The 22,910-nt window shown below is 44.6% G+C and carries 22 protein-coding genes; 15 read left to right on the forward strand and 7 right to left on the reverse strand.

Going from position 1 to position 22,910, the window contains the following annotated elements:
* Positions 1 to 29 precede the first annotated feature (29 nt).
* The 6 genes from IGI72_RS00795 to IGI72_RS00820 form a co-directional block, all read right to left on the reverse strand.
* Positions 30 to 1,469 (reverse strand): 6-phospho-beta-glucosidase, encoded by a 1,440-nt coding sequence (locus tag IGI72_RS00795; protein WP_438752677.1) that lies wholly within the window; start codon positions 1,467 to 1,469, stop codon positions 30 to 32.
* A 32-nt stretch (positions 1,470 to 1,501) separates the two neighbouring features.
* Complete coding sequence (locus tag IGI72_RS00800) at positions 1,502 to 2,812, reverse strand: PTS sugar transporter subunit IIC (protein ID WP_438752679.1); 1,311 nt, start codon at positions 2,810 to 2,812, stop codon at positions 1,502 to 1,504.
* Between the two features lie 159 nt (positions 2,813 to 2,971).
* Positions 2,972 to 3,730: a MurR/RpiR family transcriptional regulator gene (locus tag IGI72_RS00805; protein ID WP_010748570.1), complete on the reverse strand. Its 759-nt coding sequence runs from the start codon at positions 3,728 to 3,730 to the stop codon at positions 2,972 to 2,974.
* A 57-nt stretch (positions 3,731 to 3,787) separates the two neighbouring features.
* Complete coding sequence (locus IGI72_RS00810) at positions 3,788 to 4,714, reverse strand: ROK family protein (RefSeq protein WP_438752681.1); 927 nt, start codon at positions 4,712 to 4,714, stop codon at positions 3,788 to 3,790.
* A 74-nt stretch (positions 4,715 to 4,788) separates the two neighbouring features.
* Positions 4,789 to 5,340 carry a GNAT family N-acetyltransferase gene (locus IGI72_RS00815; protein ID WP_438752683.1) on the reverse strand — a complete coding sequence of 184 codons (552 nt, stop codon included), beginning with the start codon at positions 5,338 to 5,340 and terminating at the stop codon, positions 4,789 to 4,791.
* A gap of 166 nt (positions 5,341 to 5,506) precedes the next feature.
* Positions 5,507 to 6,160 carry a GntR family transcriptional regulator gene (locus IGI72_RS00820; protein ID WP_015508761.1) on the reverse strand — a complete coding sequence of 218 codons (654 nt, stop codon included), beginning with the start codon at positions 6,158 to 6,160 and terminating at the stop codon, positions 5,507 to 5,509.
* A 142-nt stretch (positions 6,161 to 6,302) separates the two neighbouring features.
* Between IGI72_RS00820 and IGI72_RS00825 the strand changes: the two genes are divergently transcribed.
* The 12 genes from IGI72_RS00825 to IGI72_RS00880 all read left to right on the forward strand — a co-directional run bounded on the left by IGI72_RS00825 (position 6,303) and on the right by IGI72_RS00880 (position 17,792).
* Complete coding sequence (locus IGI72_RS00825; protein ID WP_015508762.1) at positions 6,303 to 7,223, forward strand: phosphate/phosphite/phosphonate ABC transporter substrate-binding protein; 921 nt, start codon at positions 6,303 to 6,305, stop codon at positions 7,221 to 7,223.
* Between the two features lie 2 nt (positions 7,224 to 7,225).
* The gene (gene phnC, locus IGI72_RS00830) at positions 7,226 to 8,044 is read left to right on the forward strand and encodes a phosphonate ABC transporter ATP-binding protein (protein WP_015508763.1); all 819 of its coding nucleotides are present in this window, start codon (positions 7,226 to 7,228) and stop codon (positions 8,042 to 8,044) included.
* Positions 8,031 to 8,825 (forward strand): phosphonate ABC transporter, permease protein PhnE, encoded by a 795-nt coding sequence (gene phnE / locus IGI72_RS00835; protein WP_016609071.1) that lies wholly within the window; start codon positions 8,031 to 8,033, stop codon positions 8,823 to 8,825. Before phnC ends, phnE begins: the two co-directional genes overlap by 14 nt.
* A gap of 15 nt (positions 8,826 to 8,840) precedes the next feature.
* Entirely contained in the window at positions 8,841 to 9,626 is a 786-nt protein-coding gene (locus IGI72_RS00840; RefSeq protein ID WP_438752686.1) for a PhnE/PtxC family ABC transporter permease, read from the forward strand.
* Positions 9,627 to 9,640: 14 nt separating this feature from the next.
* On the forward strand, positions 9,641 to 10,357 hold the full coding sequence (locus IGI72_RS00845; RefSeq protein ID WP_016609074.1) for a tyrosine-protein phosphatase: 717 nt from the start codon (positions 9,641 to 9,643) through the stop codon (positions 10,355 to 10,357).
* A 189-nt stretch (positions 10,358 to 10,546) separates the two neighbouring features.
* Positions 10,547 to 10,915, forward strand: coding sequence for a YxeA family protein (locus IGI72_RS00850; protein ID WP_016609076.1), 369 nt, complete (start codon positions 10,547 to 10,549; stop codon positions 10,913 to 10,915).
* 294 nt (positions 10,916 to 11,209) lie between these two features.
* On the forward strand, positions 11,210 to 12,556 hold the full coding sequence (locus tag IGI72_RS00855; protein WP_438752689.1) for an amino acid permease: 1,347 nt from the start codon (positions 11,210 to 11,212) through the stop codon (positions 12,554 to 12,556).
* Between the two features lie 107 nt (positions 12,557 to 12,663).
* Positions 12,664 to 13,092 carry a DUF1761 domain-containing protein gene (locus IGI72_RS00860; protein ID WP_438752691.1) on the forward strand — a complete coding sequence of 143 codons (429 nt, stop codon included), beginning with the start codon at positions 12,664 to 12,666 and terminating at the stop codon, positions 13,090 to 13,092.
* A 241-nt stretch (positions 13,093 to 13,333) separates the two neighbouring features.
* Positions 13,334 to 13,834, forward strand: a complete 501-nt coding sequence (locus tag IGI72_RS00865) for a hypothetical protein (RefSeq protein WP_438752693.1) — start codon at positions 13,334 to 13,336, stop codon at positions 13,832 to 13,834.
* Positions 13,835 to 14,278: 444 nt separating this feature from the next.
* Positions 14,279 to 15,583: a hypothetical protein gene (locus IGI72_RS00870; protein ID WP_438752695.1), complete on the forward strand. Its 1,305-nt coding sequence runs from the start codon at positions 14,279 to 14,281 to the stop codon at positions 15,581 to 15,583.
* Positions 15,584 to 15,628: 45 nt separating this feature from the next.
* Positions 15,629 to 17,014: a hypothetical protein gene (locus IGI72_RS00875; RefSeq protein WP_438752697.1), complete on the forward strand. Its 1,386-nt coding sequence runs from the start codon at positions 15,629 to 15,631 to the stop codon at positions 17,012 to 17,014.
* Positions 17,015 to 17,018: 4 nt separating this feature from the next.
* Positions 17,019 to 17,792, forward strand: a complete 774-nt coding sequence (locus tag IGI72_RS00880) for a hypothetical protein (protein ID WP_438752699.1) — start codon at positions 17,019 to 17,021, stop codon at positions 17,790 to 17,792.
* Positions 17,793 to 17,892: 100 nt separating this feature from the next.
* Here the strand turns inward: IGI72_RS00880 and IGI72_RS00885 are convergent, their stop codons facing one another.
* Positions 17,893 to 18,819: a methyl-accepting chemotaxis protein gene (locus tag IGI72_RS00885; RefSeq protein WP_081116133.1), complete on the reverse strand. Its 927-nt coding sequence runs from the start codon at positions 18,817 to 18,819 to the stop codon at positions 17,893 to 17,895.
* A gap of 218 nt (positions 18,820 to 19,037) precedes the next feature.
* Here IGI72_RS00885 and IGI72_RS00890 point away from each other — a divergent pair, with 218 nt between their 5' ends.
* From IGI72_RS00890 to budA, 3 genes are all read left to right on the forward strand, one after another.
* A complete protein-coding gene (locus IGI72_RS00890) occupies positions 19,038 to 19,997 on the forward strand; it encodes an alpha/beta hydrolase (protein ID WP_438752701.1) in 960 nt (319 codons plus the stop codon).
* Positions 19,998 to 20,251: 254 nt separating this feature from the next.
* A complete protein-coding gene (gene alsS, locus IGI72_RS00895; protein ID WP_438752703.1) occupies positions 20,252 to 21,904 on the forward strand; it encodes an acetolactate synthase AlsS in 1,653 nt (550 codons plus the stop codon).
* Between the two features lie 18 nt (positions 21,905 to 21,922).
* A complete protein-coding gene (gene budA / locus IGI72_RS00900; protein WP_438752705.1) occupies positions 21,923 to 22,639 on the forward strand; it encodes an acetolactate decarboxylase in 717 nt (238 codons plus the stop codon).
* The last annotated feature ends 271 nt before the right edge of the window (positions 22,640 to 22,910 follow it).

Here is a 22,910-nt window from a genome sequence, read left to right on the forward strand (position 1 = left end):
TTTTTTTGTGTTAGTCATGGAAGCAGTAATTAGAGCGTTTCACCATTAGAGGCGATCACTTGCTGGTACCACGCAAAGGAATCTTTTTTCAAACGGTTCAAGGTACCTTTACCAGTATTGTCTTTGTCGACATAGATCATGCCATAGCGTTTCTCCATTTCGCCGCTGCCGAAGCTGACGATATCAATGATCCCCCAAGGCGTATAACCTAATAGCGGTACACCATCTTCAACCACCGCTTTTTCCATCTGTTCGATATGCTCTTTCAGGTAAGTGATGCGGTAGTCATCATGGACTTGCTGCTCATCGGTTAATTGATCGTAAGCACCAAAGCCATTTTCTACGATAAATAGCGGCAAGTCATAGCGTTGATAGATCGTATTTAACACATAGCGCAACCCGACTGGATCGATAGGCCAGCCCCAATCAGAAGCACTGATATAAGGATTACTCACGATTTTTGCTCCCGGGATATCCTCAGTTGGTGTGCCAGCCACTTCATCAAGGGTTGAGATCGTTCCTGACATGTAATAGCTGAAGCCAATATAATCAACGGTTCCCGCTTTTAATAGCGCTTGTTCCTCGGGCGTGATCTCAATCGTGATGCCTTTTTTTGCCCAATATTTTTGTACATAGGTTGGGATCTTGCCTCGTACATGGACGTCGCTGTAAAAATAACGCCGTTCATTGGCTTTGACGGATGCCATCAAATCAGCGGGTGCGCAAGAGTAGGGGTAGACTGGGACATAGGCCATCATACAGCCAATCTGAAACTCTGGATTGATTTTTTTGCCTTCGATCACCGCTGCCGCACTGGCAATCAACTCATTGACGCCCGCTTGAAAGACGAGTGCTTCTTTTTGACTGTCATCCTCGATGATCATGGCGGAATTGGTCCAAACGTGCAGCGGCTCTTGCCCATCTGCTTGATTATTGATCTCATTGAAGGTCATCCAATACGTTACTTTGTCACGATACCGTTGAAAAACAGTCTTGGCGAATTTGACAAAGAGGGGAATCACTTCTTTGTTAGCAAACCCACCAAATTCTTCATAGAGGGCATAAGGCATTTCAAAGTGGGACAAAGTGATGACGGGTTCGATGTCGTTTGCCTGCAATTCGTCGAAAAGATCATCGTAATATTGGAGACCGGCTTCATTTGGTTCTTCTTCTGTTCCAGTTGGATAGATCCGGCTCCAAGAAATCGATGTCCGTAGACATTTCAAGCCCAGTTCTTTGAATAACTGGATATCTTCTTTGTAACGATGATAAAAGTCAATGGCTTCATGGTTCGGGTAATATTCCCCTTCAATGACGCCTTTGGTGATTTTACGGGGAATACCGTTGCCGCCGGCCGTCATGACATCGGCGGTACTCATTCCACGGCCAGCAACATTCCAAGCGCCTTCCGCTTGATGGGCAGCGATCGCGCCGCCCCATAAAAAATCTTTTGGCATTTTTGCGGACATAAATTTCATTCCTCCTCGACTCATTCGTTTGCTTATAATTCCACTTTTTGGGAACGGTTAGAGGCGATCACGAATGGCAAATAGATCAAGACCGAAATCGCAAGACAAACGACACCGACAACTGCAGCGATCGCATTTCCTCCAGTTCCTAAAAAGAGATTAATGATTCCGGGGGTCGTCCATGGTACCCCAATCGCTGGGGTCGGCATGATCGGCCAGACAACAGTGACAAAATAACCCACTAAAATATTGACCATTGGCGTCAAAATAAACGGAATGATCATGATTGGGTTCAAGACGATCGGTAGACCGAAGATCATCGGCTCATTGATTTGGAAAATTCCTGGAACTAAAGACATCTTAGCGATCTCACGTTGTTCTGGACGTTTTGAAGCGATGAAGATCGCAATGATCAAGCCCAATGTCATACCAGTTCCACCCATATTTGCGAACATATCATTTAAAACGCCCCAAGTTTCTTTGTAAGGAACGTCCCACAAGGAGCCGCCTTGGTTGATAAAGTCTAGGTTAGCTAGGTCCTGTTCGGTAAAAATCGCTGAACGAACCGCATTCAAAGTATTTGGTCCATGGATCCCGATCTCAAACAACGTAGTTTGCAAGAACGCCAAGATCAAGACACCGACGACATTGCCCCCCAGATCCCGCAATGGACTTTGGATCCCATTATAAATCAGTTCATTGATGCCTTCTGGCGCGATCATCAAAACTAAGAAATTGATCAAAGCAGTGACTGCCACGATGATCACGATCGGAATCATGCCAGAAAAGGAGCGAGAAACTGCTGGTGGTACCATTTCAGGCATTTTGATCTGCAGTCGTTTGACTTTGAAAAGCTTCGGCAAGAATTCACCGACCAAACAAGCCACGATCATAGCTACAAACAACCCTTGGGCGCCTAAATATTGTGTGGAGATCACATTGACATCATCTACTGCAAAGGAGGTCGGGTACAAGATCATAAAGGCAGCGACACTTGTCAAACCAACTAGCGTAGCATCTGCTTGGAAATGCTTGGCTAAAAGCTGAGCAACAAGAAACGCAATAAATAAACTCATAATGTTGATGGTCCCGTTCGCCACGGAAGCTAGGACTTGCTGGGCACTTTCCAGATTCGGGAAAAGTCGATTCAGTTGAAATAATTGCACGATGAAACTCTCATTGGAAAATAAAATATTGTTGACCAAAATAACGAGAGAAGAAGCGATGGTCAGTGGGAAAATCAGCATGAACGCATCTCGAATCGCTGCTACGTGGCGTTGATTGTTCAACTTTGTTGCGATTGGTACCAACGAGCGGTCTAACAGGTCATTGAATTTTTGCATAATAATAACACCTTTCATTAATTGATGCCATCATTATAGCGAATGAAAACGGCTAAAAGTAAGCGGATACGGATTCCGTACATATCTCTCAAGAAATGAAAAAAATTCCGCAGCTGGAACACAGTGTTACAAAAAAAGATGGTTCAGTAAACTGAACCATCAAGAATGGGTACGATAATCTTGTAAATAGCCGATCAGCGTTTCTAAAATCGCTACTGAAGGCAATTGACTAGTCAAATCAAGAAAGATGTCTTTGCGTTCCTCTTTGATCGCATACTCGATCGAATAATCGCACAGGCGTGCCAACGTACTTTCCCGATTTGGGGTAATGCAGTACTTCTGCACGATCGCCTGATTGTCTAAACCGGTAATGACTTCGATCAGTTCTTTGGTTTCACCAGAGACACTCAAAAAAACCAAAACATTCTTTTGATCTTTTCGTAAAAAGCTTTTGATTGGGTAGGTCAGTTCATCAATGCTGATGCTAAAGTAACCGAGGCTGGCTAGTTTGCGGGCAACGTATTGCGCGATCGCACCAGATGCTCCCATGCCCATAAATAAGATCAAATCGGCATCCCGCATCGCTTCGGCGAGTTTTCGTATTTGGTATTCCGCATCAGGGTGGAAGATCTGCATATTCAAGCCTTTGATGCGCGCTTCTAAACCCAAGTGTTCCGGATGTGCATCAAAATGGGCTTTTTCTAAATGATTTTTGATATAGAAGCGAAATTCTGGAAACGACTGAAAGCCGACTTTTTGAATAAAACGAAAGACCGAAGTCGAAGAGACATGGGCATCATCGGCAATGTCGCGCACGCGCATATACGGGATCTTTTCTAAGTGATTGACGATAAAACGGTAGATTTCTTGTTCTACCGCAGAGAGCTTGTTCAAGTTTAATTGTTCAAAAAGCGCCATGCTGGTTCCTCGCTGTCCTAGATAATCAATTTACACCAGTATAGCATATCCGAACTTTTAACGGTGCAGCTGTTGGTGGATCTGATAGACTGCGCCGATCAAGCCGGCGTCGTTTTTCAGCTTCGCTGGACGAACAGGTGCGATGGTTTGTCCGCGCAAATAATTGATCGCTTCATGCCGTGTTTCCGTGATCGTCAAGCGAGCCTGCAGGCGTTCCCAGAAATAAGGATTGGCACTGATGCCGCCGCCGATCAATACCAATTCTGGGTCAAAGCAGCTGATCAAATTGATCAGCCCTACAGACAGATCCGTCAGAAATTGGTCCGTCAGCTTCAGCGCCAACGCTTCGCCTTGCTGCGCGCGGTCAAAAATCTCTTTGGCGTCTTGGGTGGGTTCAAAGCCAGGAACTGCTGCCCCCGCTAAATTGTAGAGGCGAATCAAGCCGCCCACGACGGCAGTTTTTTTATTGATGGAACTTTCCTCGATATTGCCTTCTTCTGGCAGCTGATCGATCACCATCCAGCCAAATTCACCAGCCATGCCATGAGCACCTCGGTAGACTTGATTATTGATCACGATCCCACCGCCTACACCAGTGCCTAGGACAAGACACAAATAGTTGGCAGCCTCTTGCGCATTGCCGATCCATTTTTCAGCGATCGCTGCTGCATTGGCATCATTTTCCACCGCCACAGGCAACCCTGTACGCGCTTCCAATACTGCTTTGAAATTTTCGCCATATAACGATTTGATGGCGCCCGCAGTTAACATAAAGCCGTCTTTTTGAACGATCCCGGGGGCGCTGATCCCAATGCCATCAATCGTGTGGCGGTTCTGGGCATTTTCGATGATCGTGAGTAGATCCTGATAAAACTGGGCTGGCTCATAGCTAGTAGGGATCGCTGATTTTTCAAGGATCACTCCGTTTTCATCTAAAACACCATATTTAATACTTGTTCCGCCAATATCAAATCCTACGTACATTCTTCTTCCCACCTTCTAAAACATTGTTGCCTTAAGTGTACCATCTGGCAGGAGGAATTTTTTTCTTTTTTTAGCTATTTTTTGCCTGCCGTTTCCGCTGCATCCAAATAAAACAAAATGTCACTTTTGCCTTCCTGATTGGTTCCTTTGTACACTTCCGTATCCAGACCTCCGATACGAAAGCCTGCTCGCAAGTAGAACAGACAGGCAGAAGGATTGTTGTCCTGTGCTTGCGTGTAGATGCCGCGATAACCTTTGGCAAGGGCCGCTTTCAGTGCCTGTTGGATCAGCAGTTGACCGACTCCTTGCTTACGGTAGTCTGTGTTGACCTTTAAGTCATAGAGGTACAGATACTTGAAAAAAGCGTCTTGAACGATCGCTAAGCCGATGCATTTTCCATCATCATAAGCACCGATAAACAGACTGTTTCGGCTCATTTCGTCATAGGAATAATTTTCATCTGGGAAACACATCGTCTGAATGTCTTCGGATGCAAATTTACAGATCGTGTACTGCCAGTTGCCCTCATTATAAGTCGGCAGCAGTTTCCCCCATAAGGAGAAGGGTTCGTTTTTCAAGCGGATATCAGCTTGATGTTTTTGATCGATCAGTTTGATTTCTAGCATGGAGCACCTCGTTATCTTTTTTAGAAGCAGTTGTTTGGTTTGATGTGGTTGTGAGTATTGTACATGCCAATGTCTCGCTACTAGGGGAACATTGGCATGCACTTGTTAACCATTTTAAAGTGGATTTCAATCGATATCGTTATTATAAAGTATAGAAGTTTCGATTTTACAAATACCCATAATAAAGAATCTGATGATTGGCATATTGCTGGTAGTCTTTTAGGCAGCGAATCGCTTGGCTATAATCTTCTGCTCGGAGATGGTCGATGTAGGTTTGGAAAAATTGAACCGTCGACAGTGTTTTTTTGGGCGAATTTTTAGGATTCGCCATTTTTTTATAGATTGAGGCACTAATGACACGGCTGCTCAACCATTGGTAGGTGCTGACCAGAAGATCATTGGGGCTGGCTGCCATGATCGCCATGTAGACTTCTGGCATCTTGTTCATATAATTGACGTAATCCATCTGCTGTCGGTACGTTTTGGCTTCATTCAGCAGCTGTTGAATGTCGTCAATTGCAAAACTCCCCAAGCCATCAGCAACCTGCTCAGTAGTTAAAATCAGCCAATTGACACAGATTTGCGTGATATCGGCCAGTTCTTTGATTGAAGCTTCCCGCAAAACGACCCCGCGGTTTTTCTTATAAGTGACCAATTTTTCGTGTTCCAGCTGTTTTAAAGCAGAGCGGATCGGGCTGCGGCTATAGCCGGTTGATTTGGACAAAGAAGCTTCCGAAAATGCTTCGCCGACTTTGATATTTCCTGTGAGGATCTCACTTTTTATTTTTTTATAGACAATGGTTTCGATGGTTTCTTCCAACGTCGTTTCCTCCATTTGTGGGTTTACAAGACCTTTACGTAGTTTTTACCCGTTCTTGATGACGCCTTTGTTTCAATCAAAGTATACTACATATTGTTAGTAGTATACTACTAAACAAAACGAAAAGTGAGGATTTTTTATTATGAATAAAAAACAGTGGGCTTTGGTTGGTCTCATTCACATTTTTGCACTAGGTATGCTGGCAGGCTGCGGGAAATCAGCAGCATCGGCGGATGCTAAGGATGGACAGTCAGTTGATAAACTGACGATCGTTCAAATACAAGATGAAACAAATCCAGACTCTGGTCAGAAAAATGAGCAGTTCCGTTCAGACATGTCAGAGGCGTTAGGAATTGAAGTGGAAGAATTAGAAGGTGCTGACTATTCAGTCGGGATCGAAGCGTTGAAAGCAGGGAAGCTGGATGTTTTACTGGTTAGTCCAATGAGTTATTATCAAGCAAAAAAAATCGCTGGTGCAGAACCACTAGTGACAACGACTTCAATGGGCCAAGAAGAATACAAAACGCTTTTCGTTGTTGGAAAAGACGATACCACGACTCAGTCATTGGCTGATTTAAAAGGAAAAAGCTTTGCCTTTGTTGATCCTGCTTCTTCTTCTGGCTATATGTACCCCAAGGCGAAATTAGTTAAAGAGTTGTCATTGGACCCCAATCAATTAGAAAATCCCGGCTATTTTTTTGATACTGTTGCCTATTCAGGCAAGCACGATTCCAGTTTGATGGGGGTAGCCAAAGGAGATTACGATGCCGCAGCAGTGGCTGGACAAGTCATCACCTCACTCGTAGATGCTGGGATGATCCAAGAAGACGATATCCGAGTGATTGGAGAAACAGAGACGATCCCGAATGCCCTCTTCGTCGTTCGCTCCGATTTGCCAGCAGAAACCAAAGCGGCATTGAAAGACTTTTACCTTACCTATGAAAACGAAGAGTATTTTGAGACCTTCTATGGCAGCAAAGAGGTTCGTTTTACCGAAGCAAAAGATGAAGATTATGAAGTGGTACAAGAAATGGTCGAGATCCTTAACTTAGAGGAGGAATAGTCATGGCGAATAACTTATTAGAAATCAAGCAGTTGAGCAAAACCTATGATGGAAAAAAATACGCGTTGTCGCAAATTGATTTAACGGTGACAGAAGGGGAATTTATCGTCGTGATCGGTCCATCGGGTGCTGGGAAATCGACCTTTATCCGCTCAATCAACCGCATGATCGAACCTTCTGAGGGGCAAGTGATCTTTGCGGGGACGGACATCACCCGTGCGAAGAAAAAGCAGCTGCGACAGATTCGTTCAGAAATCGGCATGATTTTTCAACATTACAATCTGATTGGCCGTACCAATGTGCTCAAGAATGTCCTGCATGGGCGCTTAGGGAAAATTCCTTTTCGCAAAACGGCTTTCGGGCTGTATCCTGAAAAAGACAAACAAGAGGCGGTCCAACTATTAGAAAAAGTCGGTCTACAAGAGCAGATGTACCAGCGAGCCAATGCTTTGTCTGGAGGACAGATGCAACGAGTTGGTATATGCCGCGCCATCATGCAGCAGCCGAAGCTGATCTTAGCGGATGAACCAATCGCTTCTTTAGACCCTAACGCTGCGAAAGTCGTCATGAAACAGTTGCAAGAGATCACCCAAGAACGCCAGATCACCTGCATCGTCAATCTGCATCAAGTCGATTTTGCCAAGGCGTATGCCACTCGGATCATCGGCGTCAAAGAAGGGAAGATCGTCTTTGATGGAAAGCCCCAAGAATTGACAGAAGCGATGATCGCACATATCTATCAAGGAAAAGAAGAACAGCAGAGGTTAACGCAAGCAACGATTCCCGTAGGAAAGGAGCAGTTGACCTATGGAGAAGCCTAGATTTGTGATTCCGTTGAGGGTTGAGTCAAACAAAGGACGAGTCTTGAACGGCTTATTGGTAGTAGTAGCTGTCCTATTGTCGTTTGCCTATTTGCAAATCAATGTGGTGGAAGCCTTTCGGTCACTTCCAGCATTTGTGGGATTTTTTGTGCAAAACTTTTTCCCAGCAAATTTTGCAAATATCCGTAGTTACTTGCCTTTGGTGGCAGAGACCGTCTTGTTTGCGATCGTTGGCACCTATCTCTCGGCTTTTTTGGCTTTTGTCTGCGGGTTGCTGATGTCAGAGCAGACAAATCCCTATCCTTTCGTGCGGACGAGCGTCCGCATGGTGATCTCTTTTCTGAGAAATATCCCAGTACTGGTTTGGGCATCGCTGTTCGTTTATATTTTCGGCATTGGGAATATGGTGGGACTTTTGGCATTGACCGTTGCGACCTTAGGTTTTCTGGCTCGTTCTTATGCGGATTCGATCGATGAGATCGGCAGCAGTAAATTAGAAGCGCTGCGAGCAGCAGGCGCCTCTTATTGGCAGATTCTTTTTCATGGATTGATTCCTGAATTTATTCCTTCTTGGATCAATTGGACTTTGTTTTCTTTCGAAATCAATATTCGTGCGTCTTCCATTTTAGGAATGGTAGGGGCAGGAGGAATGGGGATCATGATTCAGACCAATATTCGTTTATTTAAATACCGCGAAGCGTTTGCCCTAATTATTCTTTTAGTTTTGCTGGTGCTATTGACTGAATTTGCAGTCAATCAGCTTAGAAAACGAATTGCCTGATTGAAGGAGGAAGCGATGACAACAAAAATTGCATTATCTACGAAAAAAGAACGACTGCTGACTTTAGGCACGATTTGTGGCCTCATCTTGTTGCTGATCACAAGTGTGGCTTTGCTGGACTTGGAGGTCGCGCGCTTTTTAAGCCGTTGGCAAGATGCTGGGACGATTTTGGCAAAATTTATGACCCTCGACTTTTCAAAAATCATTCCAGCGTTGGGCCAATTGTTTGTGTCCTTGTGTATGGCGATCTGCGGCTTATTCATCGGGTGGCTCATTGCACTGGTATTAAGCTTTCTCGGAGCAGCCAACACCACACCGCATCTTTTCCTTTCAATGCTTATCAAGGGCAGTGTAGCGGTAGTACGGGCCGTTCCAGCCCTAGTGTGGATCTTGATCGTGGTGGCTAGTTTAGGATTTGGGAATACCTCGGGGGTTTTGGGACTGGTTTTCCCGACGGTGGGGTATTTAACAAAATCCTTTATCAGTTCGATCGAAGAACAAGACGCGGCAATCATTGAAACGATGCAAGCCACCGGTGCCGGCTGGCTGCAAATGATTACAGAAGGCCTGCTGTCTAACTTGAGCAGCCGCTTTCTAGCCTGGACGTCGATTCGTCTGGAAGGCAACATCGCTGAATCGATCTCACTTGGAATGGTAGGCGCCGGCGGGATCGGCATGCTCTTGACGCGGGCGATCGGTCAATACAATTACGGTGAAATTTCGATGCTGATTTTGCTGATCTTTTTCACGATGATCAGTGTCGAATTAGGGATCGGACAAGTCAAAAAACGAATGAGATAAGGAGACGATCAAGAATGTACACACGATTGCCATTAAAAGGAACCTATAATACAAGAGATTTAGGCGGTTATGCCGCAAAAGACGGAGCAACTGCCTGGAAGCGTTTCTTAAGAAGCGACAGTCTAGCCAATCTACATCCAGAAGATATCGCTTTTTTACAAAGGTATCAGCTGACGACCATCATTGATCTACGGACGACCTTAGAGATCGAAAAGGAGCCAACACCTGTGATCGACGGTGTGGAGAATTGGCCGATCTCTTTGATTTCAGAAACGATGGGGGATGTGACCCAACTGGAGCAGCCGCTGATTTTCAACATGGCGGAGCTGTATATCCAGATGATTGAAGACCGTAAAGAGCAAATCAAGCAGATCATGGAAACGATGGCGGCTGCTGAAGGTTGTGTGCTGTTTCATTGTGCGGCGGGCAAAGATCGGACGGGTGTGATCGCTATGCTGCTGCTTCAACTGGCAGATGTAGCAAAAGCCGATATCATTGCCAACTATCAAACGACGCACACCTATTTAGCTGCTAACCCGCTGGTAGCTCAGCAAGTCCAAACGATCACGAATGAGATGTGGCTGTCAGCACCTGAGTATCTGTTGCCCGTCTTAACGCATCTGGAAGCAACCTATACCGATGCGTATCATTATTTGCGGACGATTGGTGTCGCGCAAGAGACCCTCGTTCATTTGCAAAGCAAGCTGATCGATGTGGCAGTGACGGTTTAAGGGTCACGAACAAACGGAACAGCTAAGTGAGGGACTACTGCTTTTTTTGAAAAAGTGGTCCCTTTTTGTCTTAGTCACAATGACCGACGGAAAAATACGCCTTAAGTTTGATTATATTTATCGCTTGTTTTTTTATACTGAAGGTAGATAGAAAAAACGGAGGACAATCACTTGAAGAAAGCAATTAGTATGATCCTGCTCGTGTTAACGATCGGGACCGTCACATTGGTTACATGGTCTTATTTTACGAAAGATGATTCCAGCGAACTGGTTCAGCTGGTGGATCGTTTCAATCCGTTCGTACCGGAGAAAAAGGTCTATGTCAAAACATCCGACGAGTATGGCGTGTTGCAAGAACACGATTCCTACGAATATACACAAGAAGGGGTCAATGAAGATGGGCAAAAGATCAAAATCACGTTTTGGGCACCACAAAAGCTAAAAGAAAATGCCTACCTAGAGCTTGATGCAAAGGGCAAACATGTGGAGTCGTATCAAGAGGTGACCGAGCAAGATCTCCCTGACGCCGTCAAAGACGAGTTGGTTACGACTCATTGATCATCAAGCCTGCTTGAAAAAAGGACAAGAAGTCATTTCCCGCAAGTTGGGAGATGGCTTTTTTCGTGCATTCACTTAGAGAAAAGCTCGCCAAGATTTGATTTAGGTGAAAAAGATTAGAGGATGATAGAATTTTCAGAAAAAATAGATAATTTTTTCAATTCTTAGTTGCAATAGCAGAAGCGTCTGGTATTCTCTATGAGGTGGTTAAAAAAAAACATTCATATAATTAAAAATAGCAACAGTGAGAGAATCACCTTTTATGGAGGATCAACGGTTTTCAAGGAGGAACCTATGACAGAAAAAAATCAATTAAAAAAGCAGATGAAAACCAGACATATCACTATGTTGGCACTAGGTGGCGCCATCGGTGCTGGCCTATTCAAAGGCAGCGGTGAAGCGATCCAGTTAGCGGGGCCTGCGGTCTTGCTGGCGTTTATTTTTTGCGGGCTGATCTTATTTGTCGTTATGACAGGACTGGGACAGTTGGTCTTATCTGACCAAAAACAACATGGCCTTTCGGGCTTAGTCCAGCCATATCTTGGCGTGCATACAGCCGATTTCATCGACTGGATCTACTGGTCAATGTGGATGATCAACATCATCGCCGAAGCAGTTGCTGCCGCAAGCTTTTTGCAGTTGTGGTTTCCCAATATTCCAGCTTGGATCTTTGTGTTGATTTTGGCACTGCTCACGACCATCATCAATTTGTTTTCGGTTCGCTTGTTTGCGGAAACGGAATATTGGCTTTCCTGGGCCAAAATCAGTGTGGTGATCGCGTTGATCTTGGTGGGTCTCTATCTGGTTGCCACGCAAGTCTTTGATTTGGGCTTTTTCCCGACGATGAGGCAAATGACAGACTATGGTGGTTTTGCCCCTCATGGTCTCAAAGGATTTATCAATTCGTTATTGGTCGTAATCTATTCGTACGGCGGTTCTGAATTAGTAGCCATTACGATCAGTGAAGCGGAAAATCCCAAAAAAGCGATCCCGCAAGCAATCAAAGGAGTGATGACTCGGATTGCCGCTTTTTACATCATTCCCTTGTTTCTTTTACTGATCATTTATCCGTGGAATCAATTAGCCGATCCAAATGTCAGTCCTTTTGTGATGGTGTTTCAAAAAATCCATGTCCCATTTGCCTCCGACATCGTCAATTTAGTGATTATTTTGGCTTTGTTTTCGTCAATCAATTCTGGAGTCTATGCTTCTTCAAGAACGTTGTTTTTCCGATTAAGCAACAATGGCCAGAAAAAAAGCCGCTTTACGATGCTGAATAAAAACAGCGTGCCCCAACGAGCGATCATGTTTTGCAGCGGTACTTTATATCTTGGGGTCGTTCTTTCTTACTTTTTAGGCGACAAACTCTTCAATTATCTAGCAGGCTCCCTGTCTTATACTGTATTGCTGATTTGGTTGTTGATCAGTGCGGCTGCGTTTGTTTTGGTACGCAAGCAGAAGAAAATGGGCTATACGATTTTCTTGAGTGGGGCGATCCTTGCACTGATTTTGCTGTTTGTCGGTATTTTGATCACTAACCCATTGGCGGTCACTGGCTTCACCGCACTATTGTATACGATCATTTTTCTTAGTTTTTATTGGAACCATCGAAAAATTGAGGAAACCAGTGAAAAAAGTTGAAGAAACGTCCCTTAAGACATAAACTGATGGGGAAGGAACCCCGCGTTCGGTTGTTTCTTCGTTTCTCAGGAATGTGACGATAAAATAAAGTGTAGGAGAAAACGAAAATGGTTAATTTTTGGACATTGATTTTCGGCACCCTCAGCTGGGTCGTGGTGGAAAGTCTGCTTTACAACCCGATGCATAAGTGGGGCAAGTTTTGGGCGAAAGAATCAGGAATGGCAGAGAAGATGGCTGATCAGCAGATGACGACCGGTGACATGCTCTTTACCTTTGGCGGCACGATCGTTGGTGGGATCCTCTTATCAGCAGCGACCTATCAAGTCGTCTATTGGTTTGCAAAATTCGATCATGATGGTTGGCTGATGACCTCCTTGCAAGTCGCTTGCTTATTGTGGTTAGGGGTTTATGGGGTCGCCACCTTCGTGATGGCTGTTTACTCGGGACAGTCCCGCAAATTAGTCGGGTTGCACCTTGTGAATGGGTTTCTAGGAGTGATCGTTTTAGGACTTGTTGTCGGCTTGACTGGACAGTAGGCAACGATCATACCCCAGCGAGAGCGTTCAAAGGTCTCAACGAATCAATCCTAAAGAAAGCCGATCTTGTTTCAACAAGGTTGGTTTTTTTTGTGCGTAAAATTAATCTTAATATAAAAAATAGCTATAAAAGCAAATAATTTATGCTATACTAAAAGCACTTTAATCTGTAGGAAACCAAATCCGCGGATTGCGGAAAAACCAGCAAAGAAGCAAAATTAGGGGTAACGAGGAGGAAAAAATGAAAACGAAAAGCATGTTAGGTAGAGGACTAGTTGCTGTCGTTTGTTTAGCGACACTATTTTTCTTGACAAGCTGCAGCGGCTCAGGGGTTGACTCTGCAGCTGCGAATCAAGTATTGACCAATAGCAACAGTCATCAACAAAATGCCTTGTACGTTTTGGAAGATGGAAAGCTCACCGTTAATAAAACGTTGAGTTTTTTGGTCGATCCGAATCAGGAACCTGCGGACTTGGTAAAAGAACAAGAGACGCAATTAGTGCAAATCAACGAAACACTGCAAGCAGAGTTTCCCAAAAGCAAAGCACTGACTGCGGCAGACATCGGCACTATGCACACCTTTGAAGTGACCAATGCCCAAGTGATCATTGATCAAGAGAAAAAGGAAGTGCGCATGATTGGCGATGATTTTGAGAAAGTATTCAAAATGGCGGACGACAATGACAAGCGTCTGATCGATGACGAACAAAACGAGTACGAGTTTTCGTATGAGGAAAACTAGCAAGTGACAAAAAAACGGCTGCCTCCGACGAGACAACCGCTTCAGACAGTAGACAAACCTTAGACAAAAATGAGGTTTGTCTTTTTTTCGTTGCAAAATTTAGTGGCTATTACGGAAAACATTTTGCGCAACTAGCAAATCATCAGATATTTTTATCAATAATAAATAGATTTAAGGTATTTTTTATTATAAAATGATATAGAAAGAGTTGTTTTCCGTTTGTAGTTGTTTTTTGGCTAAACAGCTCTTGGTACAAATACACTTGTTTGCTTCATCACTGGAAAAAATGTTTCGAACAAACGGATGAGAGCGAGCAACTACCTGCAAACAAGCAGCTTTCCTTCGCTGCTTCCCCCAACTAACACCTTAAAAAAGATATTCCCCCTCACTTGCAACCAAGCCACTTCATTGATAAGAAAATCAGTATGTGCAAAAGGAGAAGCAATGAAAATCACACAAATCCAATGTCCCAGCTGCTTGGGTCAGTTAACCGTTGACTGGGAGACAGGAAAAGCAGTCTGCCAGTATTGCTTAACGAAGTCAGTCCTACATTCGCCGCCAAAACAAACCCAAGAAGCTTCCAATGAACAGGCTCCCGTAGTTTTTCAAGAAGTCAAAGAAGGGTTTTATTCGTTTACCTTTAATGAAGACGAGGTAGCAAATGCCTTGAAAAAATGGCTGATCCAACAGGGATCAGTTCCTGAGGACATTGTCGTTCATCTTGAAGTCAGCGAGGTAAAACGATATTTTATTCCGATTTATGAATTTCAGGTGACCTATACGATGCACTGGGAGGGGGCCTTTGGCTACGATACCCATTCCATTGCTTGGGACGGCTCGCATACGACCACGTGGGAAAAGAAGCGAGGCGACCATCCAGATGAGACGGTCATACTCTATCAATGCGGCAGTTCGGAGGTGATCGAGCAAGAAATTCCTCAGAGCTTCGAGGTCAATAATGAAATGAAAAGAAAACCGCACTTTAGTACCGATCAAAAGGAATTTCAACAGCTAATCTCAGCACATGCTATTCATGTTTTTCCCTTTGATATTGAGCAAGAGCAGGCGCTCTTTGGTTCTGAAAAACAAGCGGAACTGAGAGCCCATGCGAATGCCGTGATCCAGAAGAAAGAATCTGCCGATCATCTAAAAGAGCTGCACCTAGATCTTTCCCTGATCAGCTGTGCTACAGAAAAGCTCTACTTTCCCCTGTATATGGGCACCTTCAAGTACCAAGAGCAATCCTTTGAATTTGCGATCGATGGCAAAGATCCTGACCGAATGAAGCTGCCGATTATCCCACAATGCCAAGAAACCTTACAAACGGTTGCGAATTTTTCAAAAGCTCGCAAGGTTTTTGGCTGGTCCTCCGTACTCTTTTTTACGTTAGGTGTGCTCCTGCTGTTCCTTGCACTATTCATTTCTGAATGGCTCCCTCTAGGAAGAGTGTTCAGAGCTGTCATAGGGGGGATTGTCATGAGTTCCCTGCCAACTGCCGTCTATTGGGTAGTATCGGGGATAGTGTTGCACTTTCTAAAAGAACAGTATCTCAAAACAGTCCAAAAATTTAGAGATGAGCTTAAAAGAGAATTATTAGGTAAGAAAACGGCCGGGGCAGCTTTGTTAGCAAACTACGAGAAGCGTGGGAAGCACCTTGCAAGAATCAGGAAACTTTCTGAATGGCTCGATACGCTCGCTTATGTGGTCGTGGTCGCTACCCTTATTTGGAACATTCGTCGGTTTTTTTGATAAGCCATCTTGTTGAAAAAAATGATTCATAAAAAAGGAGAAAAAATGAAAATCACACAAATCCAATGCCCCAGTTGCTTAGGGCGTCTAGAAGTTGATTGGGACTCAGGAAAAGCAGTCTGTCAGTATTGCTTGAATGAGCTGTTGATCAAACCGGAACAAAAAAAACAGGAACAAACAAAGCAAGTCGTCTCACTGAAAGAGTTGCCACGCATTCAAGGGACCGTCAAAGAAGGATTTTATCCGTTTGCCTATGATGAAAAGGCATGTGAAGCTGCGTTGAAAAATAAACTAGCCTGGCAAGAGACCATCTCGGAAAGTATCTTTTTTGAACTAGAGATGGTTCATCTAAAACGTGTATTCATCCCGATGTATTATTTTCAAATTGCTTATGATGCGCAAGTGAGAGGGAGCTATGTCCACGAGGAACAGCAGAGGGAGAGTGGGCGCATTACTGCCGACATTTCTTTACATAACAGCGGAAACACAACGGTTTTCAATGAATATTTTCCTACGGATACCCAAAAAGAAGCGGATTACAGTATCAATGGCAAGCTGCCACTGCATCTTCAAAAAGGTGCCGCCTATTGCACGGATATGCAGCAGTTTTCGGCACTTAGCCAAGACGTTCAGGTGCTGCCCTTTGATATTTCCAGAGAAGCAGCACTTGCTGATACCCATCTATTGGAAGTCTTTGAAGCAAAAGCGAAAGACCATTTGGTGGGAGCAGAGGTTGCCAATGAGGTTCAACTGACTCTTTTTCCGAAACAATGTGATACGGAAAAACTGTATTTTCCTTATTACATTGGCGAATTCAAGTACGGAAACCAAACCTATTCTTTCGTGGCTGATGGCACCGATGCTGAACGTCTTTTTCCAACCCAGCTTCCTGAATGTGAACAGCTCGTGCAAGTGAAAAAAAGTTTTTCCAAAACCAGCAGTGTCCTATGGCAGTTCTGCTATACCTTTTTTTCATTCGGAATAATTTCAGGGACCCTTTTTAATTTTCTTTTTGGTGGCTTTTTAATGCCTGCTGTTGCCTTTAGTCTGCTCGCTTCAGCGGTCATCCTGCTGATTGCTTGTCTTGCGACTTGGTATTTCTTGCTCGTACCAGAGGTCAAGTTTTTCTCAGAGTACGGCAAATTCAAAGCAGAACTTTCTCAGGCATTGAGTCAGTCGGATGCATCAACGGCTGCAGTGAAGAAAGCTTTTGAAGCCCGTAGGAAGAAACTCGTCCGAAAGACAGTATTTTACAGCGGTCTGGAAAACATGGCGTATGAATTTGCCTTGATCCTTTTTTTAGCAATCCTGACTTGGTATTTCGGTTTTTATGGCTTATCGTTTCTAGTGCTGCTGGCGTTTGTCAGCTGGAATACGATCCGTATCTTTACCACGGATAGCTCCGATACCTGTATCGAAACGAAAGGATGATTCAATGGATATTATTCCGATTCAATGCCCCCACTGCTTAGGAGAACTAGAAGTCAATTGGGACGCTGGCACGGCGATGTGTCTGTATTGTCGTGGGAAAATGGTGATCAAACAATCTTTCGATCATACCAAAAGGCAGCATGCCAATCCTATGGCAGCAAAACAGCTTTCGTTGACGCACCTTGCTGTGTTGCTGAAGAAAATCAGTCAATCAGCTGCTGCCAACCAAACGATGGATCCTCTTCCCCTGGGAAACTCCTCAGCGACAGGGGGTTCAAGTGATCACAAGCAGTCAAAGCAATCGGCAATGAATCAGACGTCTTTGATTCAGCAGGCGCCACGCGATCCAGTCAAGGAGCGGCAAACTCGTTTGAATGCTTTTTTGCAAGAGCAAGATTTTTTGTTCTATTTTTCTGGAGAAAGACAAGTGCTGCCACGGCAATGGCAAAGACAAGTCCTTACCAGTTTTCAAGTGCCTGAAACGGAGACGCCTCTGGCACTGCTAACGGCACAGATGACTGGCAAGAAAGCGAGTGCGGGGCTACTTTTTGGTATCGAGCGAGTGTATTTGTGCACGTACGAAAAGAAAGAAAAACGAATAGCCAGTTTTTCGTGGAGTATTTGGAAAAACCTCGCCTTTGAGGTCCAACATAAAATCTTTGGCAGTTTTTTGGTGGTTCAACAGGAATATCGTGTTCCTCTTCAAGCATTGGGCTTTACGACCCAATCATTTTTGCAAGAATTACAGCAGTTGTTGCAAGAGTGGGAGGCTGGCTAGTGCTGAGTATCAATAAAATCAAATAATGGATCAATTTATTGGTCAAAAAAACAAAGAGAGCGTCGCAAACAGCGGCGCTCTTTTTTTATTCATTTGGTTTCTAGGTTTCCAACTCAGCGTCGTTGGTTTCTGATAAATACTCGGCTTCATCGTTTAAAAGACTGGCCGTCGTTCGCAGCGTGTCGTAAGAATGCAAAACGGCAGCGAGGCTTTTTTGCGAATCACTGATTTTCATGGTCGTCGAATCGGCACTATCTAACACGACTAAGGCTTGTTGGTTGATGGCTTGCATGGTTGCGGCAATGGTTTGGGTCAACTGCTTGGTCTGTTCAGCTAATTTTTGCATTTCATCCGCAACCACCCGAAAGCCAGCTGCCTGTTCGCCGATCCGTGCCGTTTCGATGGAAGCATTGAAGGACAGCAGTTTGGTTTGTTGCGCAATGCGGTCGATGTCATGCAGCACCGCTGTCACCTGTTGGCTATCCATTTCTAAGGCATGGGTCGTTGCTTGATTTTGATCAGACAGCTGTTTGACTTGCGCCAAGTTCTCTGACAAATGATCGACTTGCTGGTGTCCGTTGGCAGAAAGTCGTGTCAGGGAAGCAGCACTTTCTTGCACTTTTTTGATAGTGACCGCTAAGGCTTGTTCTCTTTGGGTAATGTCAAAAGCGATTTTGACGACGTTAACGACTTCTTGCTGCTCATCGAGGACGGGGAAGTAAATCCCTTCTAAAATCAGTTTTTCTCCTTGTTTGTTTTTCCGAATGATTTTGTCTTGAAACCGTTGCTTTGAGTAAAGCAGTTGATTCCAGAAAGTTTGGTAATCCGTACTGGCAGCATAATGGTCAAAACAAAAGGTCCGATGCGGCAAGCCAATGATTTCTTCTTGGCTATAACCTAGGATATCCGTCATGTTGGCATTGGCGAAAACAACTTCTTTTTGCGGATCAAAGACTATGACAGCGAGTTCTTGAAAAATAGCAGCGAGCAGACGGTTATTTTGTGTTTCATCTAATGTGAATTTCATACGTACTTACCTACGCCTTTCAGTTTTTTGGGAAGTTTACACAGCGAGTGTCTTACAGTTATCGGTGATGAAGGCAAGGCAGTTAAGAGTGCAAAAACCACCTTTTTTGTCGAGCGAAATGCCTGGAAGCAGAAGGAAGCAAGATTCTTTGCATCAGAATGACTTGGTGGTACCCTTAAGGTCAACACGAACGATTTCAAACAAAAGGAGAGAATCGTATGACAGATAGAATTTCGTTGGAAAAAGCAGCCGTTGAATTTAGTGAGGCAAATGCACCGCACCCACGGATCTATGAATTACCGCCAGAAGAAGGGCGCGCACTATTGGAACAAGTCCAAGAGTCACCCGTCAATAAATTGGCGGTTGAGATAGAAGATCAGACCGTAGATACAGGCGAATGGGGGACCATCAATGTTCGTTTTGTTCGTCCTGAAGGAAATCATGCGATTCTCCCTGTCATTTATTATCTCCATGGCGCGGGCTGGGTCTTCGGCAGTGCCGCGACTCATGATAAATTGATCCGTGAATTGGCGGTACGAACCAACTCGATCATCATTTTTCCTGAATATAGTCGTTCACCAGAAGCAAAATACCCAACGGCGATCGAACAAAATTATGCGGTCTTGCAGCAATTACCGGGATTTGTCGATGTCAAAGGCTTAGACCTTAGCCGTTTGACCGTGGCTGGCGATTCCGTAGGTGGGAACATGGCGACGGTTATGACCTTGTTGACGAAAGCCCGTGGCGGCATTCCGATCGCACAGCAATTATTGTTCTATCCTGTGACAGATGCCCGCTTTGATACGCCTTCGTATGAAGCATTCGGTGAAAATTATTTTCTGACCAAAGAAGGGATGCAATGGTTCTGGGATCAATACACGACGGATGAAACACAGCGGGATCAAATGACCGCTTCTCCACTACGCGCGACCAAAGAGGAGTTAGCCGATCTGCCGCCAGCGTTGATCATTACAGGCGAAGCAGATGTCTTGCGGGATGAAGGGGAAGCCTATGCGCAGCATTTACGAGCAGCTGGCGTGGAAGTCACCCAAGCACGGATGCAAGGGATCATCCATGATTTTGTGATGGTCAATGCGATGGATCAGACCCAAGCCGCACGAGCGGCCATGACACTGGCTGTCGGTTGGCTGACGGAAAAAAATGTCCCCGCAGAATAAGAAACCGACGAAAGCAGCTTCTTTTTATGCGGTGTTCTGATACAGAAAAGGATGTATGGAGTGGAGCGATCCACTCCTTTTTTTGTCGGAAAAATGGAAAGACGTACCCCTGCAGTCTGAAGCAGATGCAAACGCTCTCTAAAAAAACTCGCTTTTATAATACAGATTTTAATAAGTGTTTTTCGTTGATAAATAAATAAAAAGTGCTATTATATGTATTGTGATTAATACAGTTTTTGAAAAGAGGTAATACAGTGAGTGCAAAAGGATCAGAAATCATTGTTGAAAGTTTAGAAAATCATCGGGTGCCTTATATCTTTGGGATTCCCGGTGCAAAAATCGATGGCGTGTTTGACGTGTTGAGTGATCGGGGACCAGAGTTGATCTTGGCACGACATGAACAAAACGCGGCCTTTATGGCACAAGCAATCGGTCGCCTGACAGGAGAGCCAGGAGTCGTCATTGCAACAAGTGGACCAGGAGCCAGTAATTTAGCGACTGGGTTGGTCACGGCAACTGCCGAAGGTGATCCCGTCTTGGCACTAGCAGGCCAAGTGAAGCGTTCTGACCTTTCAAAATTGACCCACCAAAGCATGAATAACGCGGCGTTGTTTGCGCCGATCACGAAATTCAGCAGTGAAGTCCAAGATCCTGAAACCCTTTCTGAAAGTATTGCCAACGCCTTTCGCATCGCAAAAACAGCGAAAAAAGGGGCGAGCTTTTTATCCATTCCTCAAGATGTGACAGACGGAACCGTTCAAGGGGCAGCGATCAAACCACTATCTTCGCCTAAATTAGGCAGTGCCGATGCAGAAGATATCCAGGCACTCGTCGATCGGATCAAAGAAGCCAAACTGCCTGTCTTACTCTTAGGGATGCGGGCTTCAGGCGTGAAAGAAACACAAGCGATTCGTCAGTTAGTTGCAAAAACTGGGTTGCCTGTCGTAGAGACCTTTCAAGGTGCTGGGATCATTTCTCGTGAATTAGAAGAGCATTTCTTTGGCCGCGTCGGCTTATTCCGCAATCAGCCTGGTGATATGCTGTTGAAACGCAGCGACTTAGTGATTGCTGTAGGGTACGACCCGATCGAATACGAAGCCCGCAACTGGAATGCGGAAAAAGATGCCCGCGTGATCGTTATCGATGAAGTACCGATGGAGATCGATCCATTTATGCAGCCAGAAGTTGAACTGATGGGCAGTATCGCGAAAATTATTGAACAACTATCAAAAGCCATCGATCAGCATCACTTGAGCGAAGACGCCCAAAACTATTTAACGACGCTGCAAACCAAACTCAATGAAAAACCAGCGGATGTCGAAGGCAGCAACAATACCTTGCATCCTTTGGAAATCATCGATGCTTTGCAACAAGAAGTGACCGACGATATGACGGTAACGGTGGATGTCGGCAGCCATTACATTTGGATGGCCCGTCATTTCCGTAGTTATGAGCCACGGCATCTGCTCTTTAGTAATGGCATGCAGACCTTAGGAGTCGCTTTGCCATGGGCGATCGCTGCAGCGCTCGTGCGACCAAATACTCAAGTGATCTCTGTATCTGGCGATGGCGGCTTCTTGTTTTCTGCCCAAGAGTTAGAAACAGCTGTCCGTTTGAAACAAAACATCATTCACTTGATTTGGAATGACGGTACTTACAATATGGTGAAATTCCAAGAAGAAATGAAATATGATCGTGCTTCTGGGGTTGATTTTGGACCCGTTGATTTCGTAAAATATGCCGAAGCGTTTGGTGCCAAAGGCTTACGGGCAACCACTAAACAAGAATTGATGGCAGCCATCGAAGAAGGCTTTGCAACGGATGGTCCAGTGATCATTGATATCCCTGTGGATTATTCAGATAATGCCGATCTGGGCAAAACGATCCTACCTGATCAATTTTATTAAGACCAAAGGAGCAGCAAGATGAAAGTGAAAAACAAAAGTTATTTATATCAGCATGGCACCCTAGGTGGGTTGATGCAGGATTTAATGGATGGCACGGAGCAAATCGGCAAAATGCTTGAATATGGCGATTTTGGGATCGGTACATTGGCTGGTTCCAATGGTGAAGTGATTATTTTAGATGGTGAAATCTACCATGTAGACGAGTCGGGCAAGGTGCGAGTGCTCCAAGGCAATGAAGGAACCCCCTATGCGGCAGTCGTTGATTTTTCTGCGGCGAAGCACCTGCAGGTCAGCCAAGAAATGACCGATGAAGAAGTGAAAAACCACGTCCTGACCGAAGTCAGCCCGAATTTGTTTTCCGCTGTCAAAATCCATGGGGTATTTACCAAGATGCACGTCCGCGTTGCCCCAAAGCAAGAAAAACCATATCCAAAATTCATTGAGATCATCCAGCATCAGCCCGAATTTCAGGCAGAAAATATCAGCGGAACGATCGTCGGATTCTTTACCCCGCTGTTGTTCCACGGCGCTGCGGCTGCTGGTTTCCACCTGCATTTTATTAGTGATGATCGGACATTTGCTGGCCATGTCTTAGACTTTGAAGTGGCAGCTGGTGAAGTCGAATTGATGGAATTAGCCGAATTTCGTCAGCATTTTCCTATCGACAACCAAGACTACTTGCAGCGGGAGATCGATGTCGCAAAAATCGCCAAAGATATTGAAGCTGCCGAATAAGCAGCAGGCAGCAAAAATAATTGATCGCCAGTAGAGTGGTCTTGAATCGAATGGAACGCAAAAAAGCAGTGAAGCCAACGCTTCGCTGCTTTTTTGTGCTTTCTTCTATTCATGCGGATTGCTGCAAAACCTGGATGCTTCGATAGAAAAGCTGGAAAATAGTCAAAAATCTGAAATAATTCTTACTTATAAGCAAATTAATTGATATATTTGAAGAATAATGATAATTTTTGTACTAATTAGAAGTATTTTGTTGAGAGTAATTGCACTT

This window comes from Enterococcus sp. DIV1059_2, from assembly GCF_051713685.1.
Lineage (GTDB): Bacteria > Bacillota > Bacilli > Lactobacillales > Enterococcaceae > Enterococcus_D > Enterococcus_D casseliflavus.

Excerpts from the sequence above, each read along its gene's own strand:
- IGI72_RS00795 (WP_438752677.1), bottom strand. The coding sequence starts at position 1,469 with ATGTCCGCAAAAATGCCAAAAGATTTTTTATGGGGCGGCGCGATCGCT.
- IGI72_RS00800 (WP_438752679.1), bottom strand. The coding sequence starts at position 2,812 with ATGCAAAAATTCAATGACCTGTTAGACCGCTCGTTGGTACCAATCGCA.
- IGI72_RS00805 (WP_010748570.1), bottom strand. The coding sequence starts at position 3,730 with ATGGCGCTTTTTGAACAATTAAACTTGAACAAGCTCTCTGCGGTAGAA.
- IGI72_RS00810 (WP_438752681.1), bottom strand. The coding sequence starts at position 4,714 with ATGTACGTAGGATTTGATATTGGCGGAACAAGTATTAAATATGGTGTT.
- IGI72_RS00815 (WP_438752683.1), bottom strand. The coding sequence starts at position 5,340 with ATGCTAGAAATCAAACTGATCGATCAAAAACATCAAGCTGATATCCGC.
- IGI72_RS00825 (WP_015508762.1), top strand. The coding sequence starts at position 6,303 with ATGAATAAAAAACAGTGGGCTTTGGTTGGTCTCATTCACATTTTTGCA.
- phnC (WP_015508763.1), top strand. The coding sequence starts at position 7,226 with ATGGCGAATAACTTATTAGAAATCAAGCAGTTGAGCAAAACCTATGAT.
- phnE (WP_016609071.1), top strand. The coding sequence starts at position 8,031 with ATGGAGAAGCCTAGATTTGTGATTCCGTTGAGGGTTGAGTCAAACAAA.
- IGI72_RS00840 (WP_438752686.1), top strand. The coding sequence starts at position 8,841 with ATGACAACAAAAATTGCATTATCTACGAAAAAAGAACGACTGCTGACT.
- IGI72_RS00845 (WP_016609074.1), top strand. The coding sequence starts at position 9,641 with ATGTACACACGATTGCCATTAAAAGGAACCTATAATACAAGAGATTTA.
- IGI72_RS00850 (WP_016609076.1), top strand. The coding sequence starts at position 10,547 with ATGATCCTGCTCGTGTTAACGATCGGGACCGTCACATTGGTTACATGG.
- IGI72_RS00855 (WP_438752689.1), top strand. The coding sequence starts at position 11,210 with ATGACAGAAAAAAATCAATTAAAAAAGCAGATGAAAACCAGACATATC.
- IGI72_RS00860 (WP_438752691.1), top strand. The coding sequence starts at position 12,664 with ATGGTTAATTTTTGGACATTGATTTTCGGCACCCTCAGCTGGGTCGTG.
- IGI72_RS00865 (WP_438752693.1), top strand. The coding sequence starts at position 13,334 with ATGAAAACGAAAAGCATGTTAGGTAGAGGACTAGTTGCTGTCGTTTGT.
- IGI72_RS00870 (WP_438752695.1), top strand. The coding sequence starts at position 14,279 with ATGAAAATCACACAAATCCAATGTCCCAGCTGCTTGGGTCAGTTAACC.
- IGI72_RS00875 (WP_438752697.1), top strand. The coding sequence starts at position 15,629 with ATGAAAATCACACAAATCCAATGCCCCAGTTGCTTAGGGCGTCTAGAA.
- IGI72_RS00880 (WP_438752699.1), top strand. The coding sequence starts at position 17,019 with ATGGATATTATTCCGATTCAATGCCCCCACTGCTTAGGAGAACTAGAA.
- IGI72_RS00885 (WP_081116133.1), bottom strand. The coding sequence starts at position 18,819 with ATGAAATTCACATTAGATGAAACACAAAATAACCGTCTGCTCGCTGCT.
- IGI72_RS00890 (WP_438752701.1), top strand. The coding sequence starts at position 19,038 with ATGACAGATAGAATTTCGTTGGAAAAAGCAGCCGTTGAATTTAGTGAG.
- budA (WP_438752705.1), top strand. The coding sequence starts at position 21,923 with ATGAAAGTGAAAAACAAAAGTTATTTATATCAGCATGGCACCCTAGGT.